The sequence below is a fragment of the Micromonospora sp. CB01531 genome (assembly GCF_001905095.1).
Classification (GTDB): Bacteria; Actinomycetota; Actinomycetes; order Mycobacteriales; family Micromonosporaceae; genus Micromonospora.
In genome coordinates this window covers 13,496-33,254 of sequence record NZ_LWLS01000108.1, presented here as the reverse complement: position 1 = coordinate 33,254, position 19,759 = coordinate 13,496, and the positions used below count along the sequence as shown (strand labels likewise).

General features: G+C 69.2%; 12 protein-coding genes. 8 read left to right on the top strand and 4 right to left on the bottom strand.

Going from position 1 to position 19,759, the window contains the following annotated elements:
- Positions 1-70 precede the first annotated feature (70 nt).
- The 6 genes from A6A27_RS33375 (at position 71) to A6A27_RS33350 (ending at position 7,457) form a co-directional block, all read left to right on the top strand.
- Positions 71-715, top strand: a complete 645-nt coding sequence (locus A6A27_RS33375; RefSeq protein WP_073838644.1) for a class I SAM-dependent DNA methyltransferase — start codon at positions 71-73, stop codon at positions 713-715.
- A gap of 115 nt (positions 716-830) precedes the next feature.
- Positions 831-1,769, top strand: a complete 939-nt coding sequence (locus A6A27_RS33370; RefSeq protein ID WP_073838643.1) for a superoxide dismutase — start codon at positions 831-833, stop codon at positions 1,767-1,769.
- Positions 1,770-2,383: 614 nt separating this feature from the next.
- On the top strand, positions 2,384-3,763 hold the full coding sequence (locus A6A27_RS33365) for an ABC transporter substrate-binding protein (RefSeq protein WP_073838642.1): 1,380 nt from the start codon (positions 2,384-2,386) through the stop codon (positions 3,761-3,763).
- Between the two features lie 75 nt (positions 3,764-3,838).
- Entirely contained in the window at positions 3,839-4,792 is a 954-nt protein-coding gene (locus A6A27_RS43675) for a carbohydrate ABC transporter permease (RefSeq protein WP_073838641.1), read from the top strand.
- Between the two features lie 12 nt (positions 4,793-4,804).
- Entirely contained in the window at positions 4,805-5,692 is an 888-nt protein-coding gene (locus tag A6A27_RS43670) for a carbohydrate ABC transporter permease (RefSeq protein WP_073838655.1), read from the top strand.
- Positions 5,693-5,795: 103 nt separating this feature from the next.
- On the top strand, positions 5,796-7,457 hold the full coding sequence (locus A6A27_RS33350) for a glycoside hydrolase family 13 protein (protein WP_073838654.1): 1,662 nt from the start codon (positions 5,796-5,798) through the stop codon (positions 7,455-7,457).
- A 130-nt stretch (positions 7,458-7,587) separates the two neighbouring features.
- Here A6A27_RS33350 and A6A27_RS33345 read toward each other — a convergent pair whose 3' ends face one another.
- Positions 7,588-11,862: a discoidin domain-containing protein gene (locus A6A27_RS33345; protein ID WP_073838640.1), complete on the bottom strand. Its 4,275-nt coding sequence runs from the start codon at positions 11,860-11,862 to the stop codon at positions 7,588-7,590.
- 345 nt (positions 11,863-12,207) lie between these two features.
- Between A6A27_RS33345 and A6A27_RS33340 the strand changes: the two genes are divergently transcribed.
- Complete coding sequence (locus tag A6A27_RS33340; protein ID WP_073838653.1) at positions 12,208-13,290, top strand: LacI family DNA-binding transcriptional regulator; 1,083 nt, start codon at positions 12,208-12,210, stop codon at positions 13,288-13,290.
- Between the two features lie 117 nt (positions 13,291-13,407).
- Here the strand turns inward: A6A27_RS33340 and A6A27_RS33335 are convergent, their stop codons facing one another.
- Positions 13,408-15,450 carry a glycosyl hydrolase family 28-related protein gene (locus A6A27_RS33335; protein ID WP_073838639.1) on the bottom strand — a complete coding sequence of 681 codons (2,043 nt, stop codon included), beginning with the start codon at positions 15,448-15,450 and terminating at the stop codon, positions 13,408-13,410.
- A gap of 819 nt (positions 15,451-16,269) precedes the next feature.
- On the opposite strand from A6A27_RS33335, the gene mptB reads away from it, so the two are divergent.
- A complete protein-coding gene (gene mptB / locus A6A27_RS33330) occupies positions 16,270-18,000 on the top strand; it encodes a polyprenol phosphomannose-dependent alpha 1,6 mannosyltransferase MptB (protein WP_073838638.1) in 1,731 nt (576 codons plus the stop codon).
- A 90-nt stretch (positions 18,001-18,090) separates the two neighbouring features.
- Here the strand turns inward: mptB and A6A27_RS33325 are convergent, their stop codons facing one another.
- Both A6A27_RS33325 and A6A27_RS33320 read right to left on the bottom strand, forming a co-directional pair.
- Complete coding sequence (locus tag A6A27_RS33325; protein WP_073838637.1) at positions 18,091-19,029, bottom strand: cyclase family protein; 939 nt, start codon at positions 19,027-19,029, stop codon at positions 18,091-18,093.
- 160 nt (positions 19,030-19,189) lie between these two features.
- Positions 19,190-19,594, bottom strand: a complete 405-nt coding sequence (locus tag A6A27_RS33320) for a Fur family transcriptional regulator (protein ID WP_073838636.1) — start codon at positions 19,592-19,594, stop codon at positions 19,190-19,192.
- Between the last annotated feature and the right edge of the window lie 165 nt (positions 19,595-19,759).

The following is a 19,759-nucleotide window of genomic DNA, read 5'->3' as shown; positions in this document are numbered from 1 at the left end:
ACCTAAGTATGCCGGCGACCCTCACTTAGGTCAACTACTAAGTGACGTTCCGGGCCATTACCCTGTCCGGGTGAGCGATCAAGGTTGGTTGGCGGACACCCGGACCTCCTACGACACCGTCGCGGTCAGCTATGCCGACCAATTACGCGACGCTCTCACCCGCGCGCCCTACCTACGCGGGAGCTTGGCGGTGTTCGCCGACCTGATCCACACCGCCGGTGGCGGACCGGTCGTTGACGTGGGCTGCGGACCCGGACACGTCACCGCCTACCTGCACACGTTGGGCATCGACGCCTTCGGCATCGACCTCTCACCCGGAATGGTCGACGTGGCCCGGCGTGACCACCCCGGCCTGCGGTTCGAGGTCGGCTCGATGACGGACCTACGCCTCGCCGACACCTCCGTCGCCGGTCTGCTCGCCTGCTGGTCGCTGATCCACGTTCCCGACGACGCGGTCCCCGTGGCCCTCGGCCACTTCCGGCGGGCGTTGCGTCCCGGCGGACCACTGCTGCTCGGCTTCCACGTTGGAGACGGCTCGCGGCTGAAGACGCAGGGCTACGGTGGCCACCCGATGAACGTCCACGTTCACCGCCGCCAACCCGATCAGGTGGCCGCCTGGCTGCGCGACGCGGGATTCACGGTCGAGGCCCAACTGCTGATCGATCCGGACCAGGACGTGCCGGGGGCCCTCCTCTTCGCCCGCCGCCAGCCCTAGAAACGTGCGGTGCGGAAAGTACAGTGGGGAAAGTCCTGGCCCCGCTGATCTTGGCAGGCACCCGGTTCCGGCGATTTGCCCACCGGCAACCGGCCTGCCAGCCGGAAGGAGCACAGTGCGCAGACGTATCAGGAGCGCCCTCGGTGTCGCCCTGGCTGCCGCCCTCCTCGCCACCGTTCCGCAGGCTCCGTCGCAGGCGCACGGCAGGCAGGCTAAGCCGAACGTCATCTCGTTGCCGGACGGATTCCAGCCCGAAGGCATCGCCACGGCCGGCACGTACGCCTACTTCGGATCCCGCGCCACCGGCGCCATCTACCGCGCCGACCTGATCTCCGGCGAAGGCAAGCAGATCAGCCCCGCCACCGGCACCCCCTCGGTCGGGCTCAAGGTCGACCGGTGCGGCCGCCTCTTCGTCTCTGGCGGCACGGCCGGCGATGCCCGGGTGATCGACACCCGCACCGGGGCCGTCCTGGCGCGTTACCAGTTCGCCACCGCCCCGACGTTCGTCAACGACGTCGTCCTCACCAGAGAGGCGGCCTACTTCACCGACTCCAACAAGCCGGTCCTCTACCGCCTGCCACTCGGCCGCGACGGCGCACTGCCGCTGACCGACGGTTTCACGGCGATCCCCCTCACCGGCGCCTACCAGCAGGTCGGCACCGGGATCAACCTCAACGGCATCGCGCGGACGCCCGACGGGCAGGCACTGATCGTCGTTCAGTCCAACACCGGCGTCCTCTTCCGTGTCGACCCGGCGACCAGCGTCACCACCACGGTCGATGTGCCCGGCCACACCTTCGCCAACGGGGACGGGCTGCTGCTCGTCGGTCGCACGCTCTACATCGTCCAGAACCGGCTCAACCAGATCTCCGCGGTCGAGCTGAACCTCTCCGGGACCGCCGGCGCGATGACCGGGACCATCACCGACCCGAACTTCGACGTCCCGACGACGGTGGCAAGCGCCCTCGGCCGCCTCTACCTGCCCAACGCGCGCTTCACCACGCCGCCGACCCCCACCACGCCGTACACCGTGGTCGCGGTCCGTCCGCTCTGAGAGCACCTTCGGGGGTACGCGCAGCCCGCGCGTACCCCCGAGATGCTGCTTGTGACCCGCTGCCGTCGCGGCAAAGGTGCGCACGCGGTTCGGGGGCACGGCCTGCTCTATCGCCCGCGGGCTCGACGTCATCAGCGAACCATGGTCTCCGCTGATCCTGCGGCACGGCATCCTGGAGCGCTGCGCCACCTCCACGGGTTCGACGGCCACTCATTCAAAGGCGGCTGGCGACCGTCGGCTCCCGCACGCCGCCGCTGAAATGCGGCCCGTACGCGTCGCGCCGCCCCCGGGGACGCCGGCTCTGCACCACCACCGCACCATGCCGTCCGACACTGGGCGACTCCCGTCGGACAAGGCCGTCGAACGGAGCGCGGAGCCGTCCGGGTCGGCCCCCAGCCCGCCTCGGTTACATAGTTGCATCGGTTCTTTGCATGGATCAGTCGAAACCTTGCGGGCATCAGTCGCCGTCGCTACAGTGACGACTCACGCCACGCCTCCACGCCACCGGGGTCGACCTCGTCCTGGGGTGACTCGGGAAGCAGCACCACACCGCCGCGGTGACGGCCATCGCGGGACCCACCACTACGAACGCCCGTTCCCGAAGGGATGGACAGATGTCGCTACCGCACTACCGAAGGGCCGCGGTGGTAGCCCTCGCGGCCAGCCTGGGGCTCAGCCTCGCGGCCTGCTCCACCAAGAGCGACGACGGGTCGACCGACGCCAAGGGCAAGGTCACCATCACGGTCGACTGCATGCCGGTCGGCTCGCAGAAGGACCTGGTGAAGAACTGGAACGACGACGTAGCCGAGTTCCAACGGCAGAACCCGACCATCACCATCAAGAGCGTGAGCGTCGGCGAGCAGTGCAACAACCCGCCGGACTTCACCGCCCGCCTCGCCGGCGGCACCGTGACGGACCTGTTCTACGGGTACATGACCGACCTGCAGCAGGTGCTCGACTCCGGCCAGGCGATGGACGTCACCGAGTACGCCAACAAGAACACGATCCCGACCTGGGACAGCATCGACCCGGCGCTCAAGGACGTCTTCACCGACAACGGCAAGCTCTACGCCATCCCGACGAAGAACTACTCGATGGGGCTGCTCTACAACAAGGCCCTGTTCCAGCAGGCCGGGCTCGACGTGAACAACCCGCCGAAGACCTGGGCCGACGTCCGGGCGGCCGCCAAGAAGATCTCCGCCCTCGGCAACGGCATCGCCGGGTACGCCGACTACAGCGCCGGCAACACCGGCGGCTGGCACTTCACCGCCGAGCTGTACGCGCAGGGCGGCCAGATGGTGACGGCCGACGGCAAGAAGGCCGACTTCAACAACGCGATGGGCAAGCAGGTCCTGCAGAACCTCAAGGACATGCGGTACGGCGACAACAGCATGGGCCAGCGGCAGCTGCTCGGCTGGGGAGACCTGCTCACCCTGGCCGGCGCGGGCAAGGTCGGCATGTTCGTCGGCGCACCGGACGCGACCACCGCGATCGTGACCCAGTTCCAGGGCAAGTACCAGGACTGGGCGATGGCCCCGATGCCCGGCCAGGACGCCCCGGCGAAGGGGACCCTCGGCGGCGGCGAGGGCTACTTCTTCAAGAAGGGCCTGACCAAGGAGCAGGTCGAGGCCGGCCTGAAGTGGCTGGCGTACGAGAAGCTGACGCCGGGCAAGGGCCAGTTCGACTACGCACGGGCCAAGCCGCAGAACCAGCCGGTCGGTCTTCCCCAACCGACAATGTTCGCCGTCGGCAGCGACGCGCAGAAGCAGGAACTGGAGCTCCGCAAGGCGAATGCGAACGTCCCGGTGGAGAACTTCACGGCCTTCGAGGCGAGCCCGGCGCCGATCAAGGGCGAGCCGCGCAACGCGCAGGCGATCTACGCGGTGCTCGACGCCGCGATGTCCGGGGTGCTGACGAACCCGAACGCCAACGTCGACGCGCTGCTCAAGACGGCCGAGTCCAAGGTCAACCAGCTCCTGGCCAGCAACGGATGAGGGCACGGGCGGGGCCGGATTCCGGCCCCGCCCGTCGGCCGCAGCCAATCGCCCCGACGTGCAGGAGCTTGCCGCATGGCTCTCACCACCGCTCCCGGTACCGGACGCCAGCCCGGTAGCCGGCAGTCGCTTCCCGATCGACGATCGCGGGCCCGCCTCGGTCGGAGGGTGCGGGACAACGTCACCGGACACGCGTTCCTGATCGGGGCGATGCTCTGCTTCGCCCTCTTCGCCTGGTACCCGATGATCCGCGGTGTCGTCATGAGCTTCCAGCGGACCCGGCGAGGCGAGACCACCTGGGTGGGCTGGGACAACTACGTCCGCATCGTCAACGACCCCAGCTTCTGGACGGCGTGGAAGAACACTGTCTACTTCACCCTGCTCGCGCTCGTCCTCGGGTACGTGGTGCCGTTCGCCGTGGCGATCGTGCTCAACGAGTTCCGCCACGCCAAGGGGTACCTGCGGGTTCTGGTCTACCTGCCGGTGATGCTGCCACCCGCGTCGGCGCTGTTCCTGTTCAAGTTCTACGTGTACGACCCGAGCGACGCCGGCCTGTTCAACGCCATCTTCAGGGCGCTGCACCTGCCGACCTCGGAGTGGATGCAGTCCTCGACGATGACCATGCCGGCGATGGTGATCGCGTCGACCTGGATGAACATGGGCGGCGCCGTGCTGATCTACCTGGCGGCACTGCAGAACATCCCCGGTGAGCTGTACGAGGCGGCAGAGCTCGACGGGGCCGGAATCTGGCGGCGGATCGTCAACGTGACCATCCCCCAGACCCGGCTGATCCTCACCCTGATGGCGATGCTGCAGATCGTCGCCACGATGCAGCTGTTCATCGAGCCACTGATCCTCGCCAACGGCGCCGGCACGCAGGACGCCGCGACCTCGGTGGCGTACCTCATCTACCAGCACGGGTTCTTCCAGAACGACCTCAACGGCGCCGCGGCGCTCGGCGTGATCATGCTCGTGGCGTTGGGCGGCTTCTCCGCCGTCTACGCACGGCTGGCCGCACGACAGGACTAGGACGGGGTGACCATGGCACAGGACTCCGGGGGCCGTACCCTCATCTCCCCCGCCCAGCTGCGGCGGGGCCGCAGCAAGGTCGTCTACTGGATCTTGCTGTTCGCCGTCGTCGCCGGCTTCACGCTCGTCTTCCTCGGGCCGCTCTACTGGATGGTGACGGGCGCGCTGAAGTCGGGCCAGGAGATCGCCCAGACTCCCCCGACGCTGGTCCCGAACGATCCCCGGCCACAGAACTACGCCGACGCGTGGACCAACCTGAACCTCGCCAAGCTGCTGTTCAACACCTTCTACTACGCCACCGGGGCGCTGCTGTTCCAACTCGTGCTCGACACCGCGGCGGCGTACGCCCTGTCGAAGCTGCGCCCGGTGCTCGGCAACCTGATCCTCGGCCTGATGCTGGCCACGCTGATGATCCCGGCGATGGTGCTCATCGTCCCGCAGTACGTGACCGTGATCGACCTACCGATCCTGCACCTCAACCTGCTCGACTCGCCCTTCGCGATCTGGCTGCCGGCAGTGGCGAACGCCTTCAACATCTTCCTGCTGAAGCGTTTCTTCGACGCCATCCCCGAGGACCTGATGGCGGCGGCCACCATCGACGGCGCGGGGCCACTGCGGACGCTGTGGTCGATCGTCCTGCCGATCTCCCGTCCGATCCTGGGCGTGGTCTCCATCTTCGCGGTGACCGCGGTCTGGAAGGACTTCCTGTGGCCGAAACTGGTCATGCCCTCACCCGAAACCCGGACGGTGAGCGTCGGCATCTACGCGTTCTCCGCGGGCACCCCGATGAACGTGGTGGTCGCCGCCGCGGTCATCGCCGCCGTCCCCACGATCGTGTTCTTCCTGATCTTCCAGAAGAACATCATGTCCGGCCTGACCAGCGGCAGCCTCAAGGGCTGACCGAGGTCCGCGTCCCCTCGACGTGATGCGCGGCCACCTCCGCCAGGCGCGGCGGCAGCCGGCAGCACCGTACGCACGAGAAAGCAGGTAGTCCGTGGCGGAAATCCAGGCCCTTCAGGCCACCAGGGCACGCACACTTCCCACCGAATGGTGGCGTTCTGCCGTCATCTACCAGATCTACCCACGCAGCTTCGCCGACAGCAACGGCGACGGCATAGGCGACCTCGGCGGCGTACGCGCGCACCTGGACCACCTCGAGGCGCTCGGGGTCGACGCCGTGTGGTTCAACCCCTGGTACGCATCACCGCAGGCGGACGCCGGCTACGACGTGGCCGACTACCGGGCCATCGACCCGGTCTTCGGCACCCTGGCCGAGGCCGAGGAGCTGATCCGCGAGGCGCACGAGCGGGGCATCCGAATCATCGTCGACGTGGTGCCCAACCACTGCTCGGACGCGCATCCGTGGTTCGTCGAGGCGCTGCGCACCGGCCCGGGATCCGCCGCCCGCGACCTCTTCTGCTTCCGCCCCGGCCGGGGCGCCAACGGCGAACTGCCGCCGAACGACTGGCAGTCCATCTTCGGTGGCCCGGCGTGGACCAGGACCAGCAACCCGGACGGCTCCCCGGGCGAGTGGTACCTGCACCTGTTCGCCGCCGAGCAGCCCGACCTCAACTGGGAGAACCCGAAGGTCCGTGAGGAGTTCGAGGACGTCCTGCGGTTCTGGTTCGACCGGGGCGCCGACGGCGTACGCATCGACTCCGCCGCGCTGCTGATGAAGGATCCGGCGCTGACCGATTTCGATCCGGCCGATCCGCCGTTCCCCCACCCCTACACCGACCGGGACGAGGTGCACGCGGTGTACCGGTCGTGGCGAGCGATCGCGGACAGTTACCCTGAGCCGCGCGCGCTGATCGGCGAGGTATGGCTGCCGGACGCGGAACGGTTCGCCGCCTACCTGCGCCCCGACGAGCTGCACACGGCCTTCAACTTCGCCTTCCTCGGCTGTGCGTGGGAACCGGACGCGCTGCGCCGGGTCATCGACGAGACGATGGCGGTGCATGCGCCGGTCGACGCGCCGCCGACGTGGGTGCTGTCCAACCACGACGTGCCGCGGCACGTGACCCGCTACGGTCGTGCCGACACGTCGTTCAACCTCGAATACCGGCAGCTCGGCGCGCCCACCGACCAGTCGCTGGGCCTGCGCCGCGCCCGCGCCGCCATCCTGCTCACCCTCGCCCTGCCCGGCTCGGCCTATCTTTACCAGGGCGAGGAACTCGGGCTGGATGAGGTGGAGGACATCCCCGAGGTGCTGCGGCAGGATCCGATGTTCCACCGCACGCAGGGCGAGAATCTCGGCCGCGACGGGTGCCGGGTGCCGATGCCCTGGTCGGGCCAGGTGCCACCGTTCGACTTCAGCCCGGCCGACGCCTCGCGGGAGCCCTGGCTGCCGCAGCCGCGGGCATGGCGGGACCGGACGGTCGAGGCGCAGACCGGTGATCCCGACTCGATGCTGGAGCTGTATCGCCGGGCGCTGGCCTGCCGGCGCGGCGAGCCGACGCTCGGGGACGGCCCGTTCGCCTGGTTGCCGGCGCCCGAGTCCGTCCTCGCCTTCAGCCGGGGCCCGCAGGGTCGCTTCGTCTGCGTGGTGAACCTGTCGGACCGGGCCATCGAACTCCCTGTGGCCGGCGCGGTGCTGCTCAGCAGCGGCCCGCTGGACGGAGCGCTGCTGCCGCCGGACACCGCCGCCTGGGTGTCGACGCGCTGAACTGCCCTACCACGCGGGTGCCGCCAGGGCTCTGGCGGCACCCGCGCCGTCATGCTGTCCGCTGCCCGCAAGCAGCGGGGTACCCGGCGACGGTCTGAGCCACCGCCGGGTACCGCGGTCGAGCTGGCTGCTACGGGTTGACCGTGATGGTGAAGGTGGACGTCGTGTTCCGGATGTTCTGGTAGTTGTTCCGGAAGGTCAGGTTGTTGAAGGTCGCCGACCCGACCGCCGGTCCCTGTCCCGACTCCGGCAGCTCATTGGCCCAGATGCCGAAGCCGGACGTGGCGTCGAACGCGTCTCCGCTGCGCTGGGCGCCGGAGATGGTGATGTTCGTGAAGACGGTGTCGGTGACCGGGGTCTGCTCCGGGTACTTGGTCTGGAACATGATCCCGTGGTAGGTCGGGTCGACGATGTCGATGTCGCTGATCCGGATGCCGCGGAACTCCTTCGAGGCGGCGAAGAGCCAGATTCCGGGGAAGGTCTGCGCGCCCCAGAAATGGCCGCCCGCCCGGACGATCGAGGCGTTTTCTATCCGGGTCGGTGTGGTGCCGAATCCGACGAACGGGTAGCCGAAGTCGAGCGAACTGATGGTGATGCCGGCGTACGTCAGCATGTCCGCGATGTAGAGGTTGCGGAAGGTGTTGTTGGAGCCGCCGTAGACCGCGATGCCGGCCGCCCGCCAGGTGAGCGTGGCGGACAGGTTCTCGAAGATGTTGTTGTTGTTGCCGACCCCGGCGCCCTGGTCGGTGGCGGAGAACAGCGCGAATGCGTCGTCGCCGTTGCCCCGGCCCTCGTTGTTGCTGACCAGGACGTTGGTGGTGCCGTTGGTGAAGTTCACCGCGTCGGCGAAGGTGTTGCGGAAGCGGGAATTCTTGATCGTGACGGTGTCGTTGTGCACGCCCCAGTACGCGCAGACGGTGTGCTCGACCCAGACGTCGTCGATGGTCAGGTTCGAGACGTTCATCAGCTCACCCCACACCTTGCCGGGGCCGTCGATGCGGGAGGTGTAGTTGCCGAAGAACGCCAGGTGCTTGAACGACGAGCCGTTGGCCGTGCTCTGGACCGCGAAGCCGGCGTCGGTGTTCTCCTGGCCCGGCGGGGTCTGGAATCTCGTGTACCAGACGCCGGCGCCGACCACCTGGACCGGCTTGCCGTACACCTGGAGCTTCTGCGCGGTGTCGTAGGTGCCCGGCGGCAGGTAGACGCCCACCTTGGTGCCGGTGGTGTCCATGCGTACCGCGTCGAGGGCGTTCTGCACGTCCTGGTGGCTGAAGCCGGCCGGGACGACGTACCGGCTCGGGTCCGGGTTGGCGATCGGCGACACCTGCTCCAGGTTGACGAAGTCGATCGCGTACTGGGAGGTGTTGGCCGCGTCCTTCTGCAACCGGATGGTGCTGCCCTTCGGGACGCTGCTGTCGAGCAGGACGTTGGCCTCGTCGTAGATGTGGCGCGGGCTGCCTGCCCCCGGCGAGTTGCCCGGGGAGGCTTCGGCGCCATAGAGCCACATGTACTTGGAGCTGAGCGGGATCGCCTTGTGGAAGGCGCCGTTGACGTAGATGTTCAGCGTGGTGTTGATCCCGCCGCCACCTGGCGCGTCGGGGATGGAGAACCGGACCACCAGTGTGTTGGTCGGCACCCGGGTGGTCCACTGCACGTAGCTGCCGGTGCTGTTCAGGGTGACCGCCTTCCGGCCGGACGCCTCGCCGGCCAGGTCGCCGATCGTCCGGTTCGGCCCGACGACCTGGGCGCCGCCCCCGACCGTGCCGTCCTCGGCCTCGTACATGTCGTACGGCAGGTTGGCGCCGCGGCCGACGAACAGCGAGGTGCTGCTGGTGTTGTTGCCCTGCTTGACGGGCAGTTCGTTCGGGTCGACGGCGATCACCACCTGCACGGTGTACCTGCCGTTGACGGCCGTCCAGGTGCCAAGCGACACCGGCGTGGCCGTCGCGCCGGCCGCGATCGTCCCGTTGGCGGCGCCGCTCAGGGTCGCCACCGTGGTGTTGTTCGCGTCGACGACCCGTAGCGTGATGCCGTGTGAGCCGGAGCCGGAGGCCATGGTGCCCTGGTTCTTGACGGCGACGGAGAAGCTGACCGCGTTGCCGGCCGAGGGGGTGCTCGGCGACCAGGTCACCGACGCCGCCACCAGGTCGGAGCTCTGCACCGGGGTGACCACAAGGTTGGTGCTGCTGGTGAAGCTGTTGTTGGCGTCGTTGAGCTCGATGACGGAGTTGGCCTCGTCGACCTTGGCGGTGAGCTGGTAGCTGCCGGCGTCGCGGGTGCCGATGCCCGTCGACACCGTGGTGGAGTTGCCGGCGGCCAGCTCGGCGACGGCGGCGGTGCCCACCTTCGCGGTGCCGAGGTAGAAGTTGACATCGGTCGCGCCGGACGCGGCGGTGCCGGTGTTCTGCACGGTCGCCGACACGGTCACGGTGTCCGTCTCCACCGGCGCGGACGGGCTCCACGAGAGGCCGATCACCTGCAGGTCGGGGTTGGGCGCCGGGGTGCCGATCACCTGGAACTCGGCCACCTGGCCGCCCGGTGCGCCGGTGTTGCTGGCGATCTGCAGCCGCACGTCGGCGACGCGCCCGCTCACCGGGATCGTCACGGTGTTGCCCGACGACGGGTTGAAGGTGTGGTTCTGGGCGGCGGCGAGCGCCGTGAAGGAGCCGGTGTTCTGCTCCCGCCCGAGGACCTGGATGTTCTGGGTGCGGGTCGCCCAGGCCGGGTCGGGGTTGAGCTTGACCACGACGGACGTGACGTCGGCGTTGGCGCCCAGGCTGACCGTGAGGGTGCTCGGGAAGCCGGCGCCCTCGAAGTACGTGGTGACGTCGTTGTCGTTGGCGTTGGCCGGCACGTAGATGTAGGTGTTGGCCGAACCGGTGATCGGTTTTCCGACCGCCAGATTGGCCCCACCGCCGCCGCTCCCGACGCGGGTCACCGTGTTGCTGGCGGCCGAGGTGTTGCCGGCGGCGTCCTTCGCCTTGACGTAGTAGGAGACGGTCGCCGTGTCGGGCTGGCTGTCGCTGTACGAGAGGGTCGAGCCGTTGACGCCGGCGCGCAGGGTGCCGTTGGCGTAGATGTCGTAGCCGGTCACGCCGACGTTGTCGGTGGCGGCGCCCCAGGCGAGCCGGATCTGGCCGGAGCCGGGCTGCGTGTAGGTGAGGTTGGTCGGTGCCGTCGGCGCGGTGGTGTCCCCGCCGTGGCCGGTACGGGTCACCGTGTTGCTGTTGCCGGACTGGTTCCCGGCCGCGTCCCGAGCCCGCACGTAGTAGCTCACCGTGGCGCTGTCCGGCTGGCTGTCCGGGTAGGTCAGCGCCGTCCCGGGCACGCTGGTGAGCAGATTACCGTTGCGGTAGATGTCGTAGTTGGTCACGCCGACGTTGTCGCTCGACGCGTTCCAGGTCAGCCGGATCTGCCCGCTGGCCGGCTCGGTGTAGGCGAGATTGGTGGGCGCGGTGGGGGCCTGGGTGTCGCCGGTGCCCGGGCCGTAGACCTCCAGCTCGCCCAGTTGCGCGGCCGGCCAGCCGGTGTTCGCGGTGAAGTTCAACCGCACGTACCGGGTGGTGGTGGCGTTAACGTTGATGGTCACCGTGCTGCCGCCGGCCGGGTCGAAGGTGTACGCGGCGGAGCCCACGATGTCGCTGAAGCTCGACCCGTTGGTGCTGCCCTGGACGCTGAGCGTCTGCGTACGCGCCGACCAGCGCGAGGTGGGCAGCTTGAGCACCAGCCGGTTGACGCTGACCGAGGCGGCGAGGTCGACCTGGATCCACTGTGGGAACGCGCTGTTGGCGCTCTCCCAGTAGGTGGCCGGGTTGCCGTCGTTGGCGCGGCTCGCGGTGTAGACGTCGGAGTGGCTGCTCTCCGTCATGGTCCTGCCCTGGGCGAGGTTGCCGGTCGAGGAGGCGGTGCCGTACACCTCGAGCTCGGAGAGCTGTCCTGCCGGCCAGCCGGTGTTGGCGGTGATGTTGAGGCGGACGAAGCGGGTGTTGGTCGCCGGGAAGTTGATGGTGACGGTGTTGCTCGACGGCGGGTTGAATGTGTAGGTGGCGGAGGTGACGATTGTCGCGTAGCCGGTGCCGTCGAGGCTCCCCTGGACTGCCAGGGTCTGGGTCCGGCTGCCCCAGCCGCTGGGCAGCCGCAACACGGCCTGGTCGATGCTGGTGGACGACCCGAGGTCGACCTGAACCCACTGCGGGAAGGCATTGTTCGCACTCTCCCAGTAGGTCGCCGGATTGCCGTCGGTGATGTTGCGCGAGGAGTAGACGTCGGCGGAGCTGCTGGCCGAGGTGGCCTTGCCGGCGGCGAGGTTGGGCCCGCCGGCCGCCTGAGCCGACAGGGCCGGCGCGGAGGCCACGGTCAGGGCCGTGACGGCGACTGCCACGAGCAGCCGGTGCAGTGTTCTCATGTGCGACCTCAATCTTCCGCGGGGGACGCGTTCGCGGCGTAGCGGGGACTGCGCCGCGAGAGGCAGGGCAGGGTCGCTCACTTCGGTACCGCGCGAGGCGGCCCGATCGGCGCTGCCGAAGCCGCACCGGTCGTGCCTCCTCCCGTGGAGAACGAGAGGAGCGGCGGTAGGAACGGACGTAACGCCGGCAAGAATCGTAGGGATCGGTGCAAATTCTTGCGGTGTCAGGAAGGTTACCGAGGTGCTACGCGACGGTCAATGGGGCCAGACGGCTATTTATTGACGGGTTTCGCTGCCAACTTGATCGTGCAAGTAGTTGCACTGGCATGCACTATGATTGCGCTCGTGACACGCAGGTTGGCGGAAGTGGCCAGGTACGTCGGGGTCAGCGAGGCGACCGTGAGCCGGGTGCTAAATGGCAAGCCCGGCATCTCGGATGCCACAAGGGCCTCGGTGCTGACGGCCCTCGACGTGCTCGGGTACGAGCGGCCCTCGAAGCTGCGCGGCGAACGCGCCCGACTGGTCGGGCTCGTGCTGCCCGAGCTGCAGAACCCGATCTTCCCGGCGTTCGCCGAGGTCGTGGGCGAGGCGCTGGCCAAACGGGGACTCACCCCGGTCCTCTGCACCCGCACCGTGGACGGCCTGTCCGAAGCGGACTACGTCGACATGCTGCTCGACCAGCAGGTGTCCGGGGTGATCTTCGCAGGCGGCAACTACGCCCAAGCCGCCGCCGACCACGGTCACTACCAGCGGCTGCTCGACCGGCGGCTGCCGGTCGTGTTGGTCAACGCCGGCATCAGCGACCTCAAGTTCCCCACCGTGGCGACGGACGACGCCCACGCCGTCGACCAGGCGTACGCCCACCTGACCACCCTCGGCCACGAGCGGATCGGGCTCATCCTCGGCCCGCGTGACCACGTGCCCTCGTCGCGCAAGCTGGCCGCGTTCCAGCGGTTGACCGGGGCGGTCGACGACCGGGACGACGTGGACGACTCCCCCGCCGGTGGCCTCATCAAGCGGACGATCTTCTCCATGGAAGGTGGACACGCCGCCGCGACCCGCCTGATCAAGCGCGGCGCCACCGGCCTCATCTGCGCGTCCGACGTCATCGCGCTGGGTGCCGTCCGGGCCGTCCGACGGCTCGGCATGAGCGTCCCCGGGGACGTGTCCGTGGTGGGTTACGACGATTCCGCGTTCATGGCCTGCACCGACCCGCCACTGACCACCATCCGGCAACCGATCGACGCGATGGGTCAGGCCGCAGTGAAACTGCTGGTCAGCGAGATCGCCGGCAACGCCGTCCCGACCGACGAGCTGGTGTTCGAGCCCGAACTCGTCGTACGCGGGTCCACCGGAGCGGCGCCCAGCGCGCCGTCGGCCCCGCCGGCGAAGCGCCGAGCGCGCCGCACCGCGACCGCGCAGTCCTAGTCGTCCGGGACCCGCCCCCGTACGCCGGTTCGGCGGTCCCGCTGCACGGACGAGCCGGGTGCGGGCGGACGGTCCGGCCACACGGGCCGCACCCGTCCGCCCGATAGCGCCCGGGCATCACCACGCGGACGGCGGCGGTGGCGGAACCACCGGGGGACGGTCGTCGCAGGTGATGGTGTTCGGCAGTTCCCAGGGCGCGAGCCAGGGCCCGGTCGTGCCGCCACCGTCGTTGCCGCCGAGGTCCGTCAGCGAGAACTCCGAGCCGGCCGGGGTGAAGTGGAACGAGCCGCAGTTGTTGACGCCGACCGCGCCCACGTTGCGCGCGTCGACGTTCTCGAAGGACGCCGAGCCCGCCACCCGGGCGCTCACCACCGAGGTTCCCGTACCGTCGATCCTGACGTCTTTGAAGTTCACCCCGGTGATCGAGTACAGGTCCTTCACCGACCACTCGCTGACCAGCATGATCGCGTTGTACGTGCTGTCGAGGTAGTGGTCACCGGTCACCCGGATGTCCGCGTCGATGCTCCGGTCGAGCGCGTAGAGCCAGATCGCGCCCAGCCCGATGTTCCAGTTCAGCTCGTACGTGCCGGCCCGGACCACCGTGTTGTTCGTGATCCACAGGTGGCCGGCGAAGGGCTCGGCGCCGAATCGGGACCCGGCGTGGATACCGCTGCCCTCCCGGATCGGGTCGGCGACCAGATTGTTCGAGACCGTGTTGTCCGTGCCACCGTAGATCGCGATGCCGTTGGCCAGCGTCGGGATCTGCACGGTGTTGTGGTCGAACGTGTTGTTGGCGTTGGTGGTCTGCTCCGCCCACATGGCGAGGGCGTCGTCGCCCGTGTTGCGAATGACGTTGTTCGCCACGACGGAGTTCGTCACACCGGTGTGGAAATTGATCCCGTCGGCGATCTGGTCGACGATGACGTTGTCGGTGATCCGCAGGTTCGTCATCGGCCCGTCAAACCACATGCCGACCTTGGTGTGGCGGAGATAGAGGCCGTCGATGGTCGAGTGGCTCATCGCCCCACCGATGCCGTTCACCTGGTCGGTGTCGATCCGCTCGCGGACGTCGCCCTCGATCGCGAAGCCGGAGAGGTGGACATTGCGGCTACCGCCCGCCGCGGCGTCCCTGCCGTAGAAGCCGACACCGGTGTGCACGGAGCCGTCGGGGGCCGGCGGGTCGAGGGGCACCTCCCTGCCCTTGATGATCGTGTACCAGCTGCCCGCCCCCTCGATCGTGATGTCGTCGACGACGATGTGGCGGTTCACCTGGTAGGTGCCCGGCGGGAGGTAGACCGGCAGGTGGGCGCGCCGGGCGAAGGCGATGGCCTTGTCGATCGCCCCGGCGGAGTCGCGCCGGCCGGTCGGGTCGGCGCCGAACGCCAGCACGTTCGCGGTGGCGGCCCGCCGGCGCGGCGGCCCGACCAGCTCCGAGTCGAGCAGGTCGATGACCGTCCACGCGGCGCCGCTGCCGGCCGGAACCGTGAGCCGCACCCGGTCACCCGGCCGGTAGGTGCGGCCGAGCAGGAGCCGCTGCTCGTCGTAGAAGTGCATCGGGCGGAACGGCTTGGAAATGGACGGGAACGGGGTCGTGGCCGCCGGTACGCAGGAGCACTCGGTGATCCACCAGTCGGGGTGCAGCAGCCCGGCGGTCGGGTCGTTGGTGAACGGATACTGGTTGTAGAGCCAGGCGTACTGCGACGTGAGGATCATCGTCCGCTTCGGCCCGCGGTTCACGGAGACGTCCAGCGGCGCGGTGATACCGCCGCCGCCCGGCGCGTCCGGGATGCTGTACCGCACCGTGATCGCGTTGGCCGCGCCGGGGAGGGTGAACTCGACGTACTGGCCCGCGGTCAGCCTCACCGCCCGGCGGCCGGACGCCTCCGCCGGCAGCGTGTACGCGGACCGGTCCGGCCGGATGACCGTGCCGTTGGTCGCGGCGTTCTCCGCCTCCTGCTCGACGAAGCCCACGCTGGCGCCGCGGCCGGCGATCAGCGACGGGTCAAGGGCGGCGCGGGTCACGACCGGCGCCGGCCCGGCGGTGACCGCGGCCAGAGCGGGGGTACCGGTGACGACTGCGCACGTGGCGGCCGCCAGCGCGACCCAGCGCGATCGCCGCCAGGACCACCCCGCCGCAACTGCGATGATGCTCCGTGCCATGGATGACTCGTTTCTCTCGGGATGGGTTGCGGGTCAGGGGATGCCCGGGATGGTGTGCCGGGCCGTCGTGACCGCATCCGTCACTGGTTGACCGGTGCGAAACAAGCTGAGCCGCGATCATGCTATGGCAGGTTCCTGCGGTACTCAAGCATGCTTTTGCGATGCTCCATAGATTTTTTGCGGACCGTCCGCGGCCCTGCCCGGCCCGCCACCCCTGCGGCGGATGACGGCAACCCTCGCAGTGGACACCGTGGCTTTGCGCGCCGGAGGCACTCTCACCGGGGCGACGGAAAATCGCAAATAATGTCGGCTGACGGCCGCAACAAGAAACGGGCGCCACGTCGCAGAAATGATGGACGTCGCGAAATTGCGGATTACTTGAAAGTGCCTAGTTACTTGCCCCCAATCCGCCCGGGACGGCCATCCTCCCACCCACGGAACGGCACAGGCTGATCTTCCGGTCAGCCCCGTCCTGATGGGCCGGAGCAGGACGAAGCCGCACTTCCGCTTCGCCATTGCCGCGTTTCCCCCACGCCTCGCCCCGTCAGTCATCGCCGCCTACTTCCTCATCAGCAGCCACACCCTTCGTTATCCGGACCGCAAGGCGGCGGGAAACGTTAGATTCAGTCGGAGGTGCAGCCATTTCCGCTCGGCGGCGAGCGACCGCGGCGAGGGCTGCCAGGTGCGGCGGACGGCAGTCGCGGATCGCCTTCGACGGCGATCACTGCCCAGGCGAATGGTTGCTGATTGCTGATGATGTTGCTTAGCGCCACGACAGAGTGCGATGACAAGGTGTCCGCACGGCCCCCCAGGTACCGCTTGGCCGCGCACCGCGTGCTCGGGACGGCGGGTTCGCTGGTGACCGTGGTGGGCGGTCTGCTGGCGGGCGTACGGCCCGTCGGCGAGGTGGCGATCGACCTGCCGATCGTCCATCAGGTACGCGCGTCGACGGCTCTGTCGGTCGCCGTGGTCTACGTCGGCCTCACGATGCTGTTGCTCGCCTGGTGGCAGGTGGGCCGGCAGGTTCGTTCCGGTGACACCTCCTGCCGCAGCCTGGCGACGACCGCGGCATGGTGGGGAGCGCCCTTCGCCCTCACCATCCCGATCTTCAGCGGCGACGTCCACAGCTATCTCGCCCAGGGTGCGATGACCAGGGCCGGGCTGGACGCGTATCAGGTCGGACCAGCCGCCCTGGGTGGCCCCCTCACGGTGAACGTGCCCGACATCTGGCAGCACACGCCGGCGCCGTACGGTCCGATCTTCCTCAACCTCGCCGGCGGGGTGACCGAGGTGACCGGGGGTGGCGTCTGGGCGGGCATCCTCGGGATGCGTCTGCTGGCCCTGTTGGGGGTGGGCCTGATGGTGTGGTCGGTGCCCCGACTGGCCCGCTTCTGCGGGGTGCGCCCGGCGGCGGCGATGTGGCTGGGCGTGCTCAACCCGCTCGTGCTGCTCCATCTGATCGGCGATGCCCACAACGAGGCGGTGATGCTGGGCCTGATGTGTGTCGGCCTGGTCATGACGCTACGGCACCGACCGGTGGTCGGGGTCGTGCTGCTCACGCTCGCCACGCTCGTCAAGGCGCCCGCGGCGCTGGCGATCGCCTTCGTGGTGCCCATCTGGGCGCGGCAGATCGGTGGCCGCTGGCCACGACTGCGGGTTGCGCTGTGGGTCGGCGCGGTCGCCGGCGTCACCGCGGTGTTGGTCACGGCGCTGGCCGGGATGAGCTTCGGCTGGGTGCAGGCCCTGGGTACGCCCACCCACGCGCGTACCTGGATGTCGATCACCACCGACCTGGGCTGGGCGGTGGGCACGGTGCTGCACCACCTGATCGGCGTCGGTGTGGAGCAGACGAGGCACGCTGTCTGGCTGGTGGGTCTCGTCGGTGCCGCGGGGTTGTGCGTGGCCCTGTGGCGGCGCAGCGCGCGGACCGGACCGGTCACCGCCCTCGGCCTGTCACTCGCGGTGGTCGTCATTGCTGGCCCGGTGGTGCATCCGTGGTACCTGCTCTGGGCGATCGTGCCACTCGCGGCAGCCGCGAACGGCACCGCGATCCGTCGGGTGGTCACGGCCGGCTCGGTGGCCCTCGTCCTGCTGGTCCTGCCCGGCGGCGTCCAACCCGGCCTGCCCGCGCTCGTCGGCGCGCTGGCAGGAACGGTGCCCGTCCTTGTCGCGGCCGCGGCGTTCCTCCGCCTGCGGCGCCGAGGTGGATCAGCTTCGTCGGCAGCCGACCCGGCCGAGCGGATTCAGCCGGTGCTCACGGCCGGCCGGGCAGTCGGTCGTTCGCCCGGCGGCCGGCGACCTACCGCGCAACCAGCGCTGGTGGCAGCCACGGGCAACGCCGGTCGGCGGGCGCCCGCCCGTCACGTCGACCCGGCCGGCGACACTGATCACGACGCGCCGCCCGCCGCCGGACAGCGCCTCGCGCTGCGTGCGGTCAGCACGCGGCGCGGTGGCCTGCCGCGTTGGTACACCGCAGTTCCCACCACAGCGGCGGGTCCGGCGGTCTGTCACTGCTGGTGGTCCAGCGGGCCACACCGTCGGCATCGATGACCTGATCTCGTTCCGACTTTGACCCGGGTCGCCCCTCCCACCAGGTGCGGGCCGCGTCCTTCGCGGCATCTCGCCCCTCGTGAACCGCGGTCAGAATGTGGCGATCGGGTTGACCGGGCTGCCGGACGTACCGGCGAAGCGGACCGGCGCGACGGCGAGGTGGAAGTCCCACTGGCCGAGCTCGGCAGCCGTCGTCGCGCACGCCTCCAGGTCGCAGTTGTCGAGCAGCCACAGACCCATCGCGACGAGGCTCACGGCGTGAACCGGCATCAACACGTCTTCGTACCCCGACGGCTGAACGTCCTGGGGGGTGTCAGCACCGATCAGCGCGACCTCGCGTTCATGCAGCCACGGCAGGCAGGACGCGTGCCAGCCGGCCTGCGTGAAACCGCTGGCCGCACCGGCCTCGTGCCGGACGCGGCCATAGCCGGTCCGCAGGAGTACCGCATCGCCGGATCGCACCCGCACACCCTGGCGGCGCTCGGCCTCCTCGAGATCCTCGGGAAACACACCCTGCCCGGGTTCCAACCACGGCACGTCGCGGACCCTCGCGATGTCCAGCAGGACACCACGCGTGATGATCCCGTTCGCCGCCGCCGTGACGGCCGCCCACGCCGATCCCGTTGCGGCGTCGACCAACGAGTGCGAACGACCGTTGTACATCGTGCCGTCCCAGAAGATGTGGCACGGCGAGTCGATGTGGGTGAGGGTGTTGCCGTGGAAGGTGATGCCGAGCCGCTCGGACGAAAAGCCCCAGCGCCGGTCGGCGTGAAAGGCGGGCACCGGCATGTTCTCGGCACCTGGCATGTCGGCGGCGCACGGGCACGTCGTCGTCGACCGCTCCATGTCTTCCGGTACGGCAACCTCCCATGCGCACGACACGCTCCTGCCGTGGCGCACGGCCCGCGCCGCCGCCAGCCGAACGTCGTCGGTGATGTGGTTCAGGGTCCCCAACTGGTCGTCGTCGCCCCACCGTCCCCAGTTCGACAGCGTGTTGAAGTACCCGAGCACGTCGTCCTGTGTGGGCATCGGTCGCCCTGCCCTCATCCCAGCATCGACTCCTCCGGTCACGCGGTTCGAGGCACCGCAGGTAGGGTATCCCGCCTGGCGCGAGAAGCTCACCCGCGGCATCACCCTCGACGCCCTGCTCGACCGGATGCTTACCGTGCGAGCGCGTCGACTGCCCTGATCACTTCGCGCACTGGGCGCAGGTGCCGAAGATCTCCAGGGTGTGACCGACGTCGGTGAAGCCGTGCTGGGTCGCGACCTGGTCGGCCCAACGCTCCACCGCCGGACCGGCCACCTCGACCGTGCGACCGCACTCCCGGCAGACCAGGTGATGGTGATGCCGGCCCTGGCTGCACCGGCGAAACAGCTGCTCCCCGCCCGGCAGCCGGGTCGAGTCGATCTCACCGGCGTCGACCAGCAGCTGCAGCGTCCGGTAGACGGTGGTCAGGCCCACCCGGGCCTTGCGGGCGACGAGCATCTGGTGCAGCTGCTGCGCGGTGTGGAAGCCCTCCACCTCACGCAACAGCTGCAGTACCTCGCCGCGTTGACGGGTGTTCCGGGTCACCTTCGGGATCGCCTGAGTCACCGCACCGCCGTCTCCGCTCGTCCTCGTCGGCCGCCGTCACCCCCGCCGGGTTCATGCCATGCGCTGGCCGGGCGGCCGCCCAACCCATTATGCGTCGCGCATGTGCCGGCACCACCACCCGCGGCGGATCACGAGAACCAGCGCCACACTGACGAGGCCCGTTGC

Excerpts from the sequence above, each read along its gene's own strand:
- A6A27_RS33365 (WP_073838642.1), top strand. The coding sequence starts at position 2,384 with ATGTCGCTACCGCACTACCGAAGGGCCGCGGTGGTAGCCCTCGCGGCC.
- A6A27_RS43675 (WP_073838641.1), top strand. The coding sequence starts at position 3,839 with ATGGCTCTCACCACCGCTCCCGGTACCGGACGCCAGCCCGGTAGCCGG.
- A6A27_RS43670 (WP_073838655.1), top strand. The coding sequence starts at position 4,805 with ATGGCACAGGACTCCGGGGGCCGTACCCTCATCTCCCCCGCCCAGCTG.
- A6A27_RS33345 (WP_073838640.1), bottom strand. The coding sequence starts at position 11,862 with ATGAGAACACTGCACCGGCTGCTCGTGGCAGTCGCCGTCACGGCCCTG.
- A6A27_RS33335 (WP_073838639.1), bottom strand. The coding sequence starts at position 15,450 with ATGGCACGGAGCATCATCGCAGTTGCGGCGGGGTGGTCCTGGCGGCGA.
- A6A27_RS33325 (WP_073838637.1), bottom strand. The coding sequence starts at position 19,029 with ATGCCCACACAGGACGACGTGCTCGGGTACTTCAACACGCTGTCGAAC.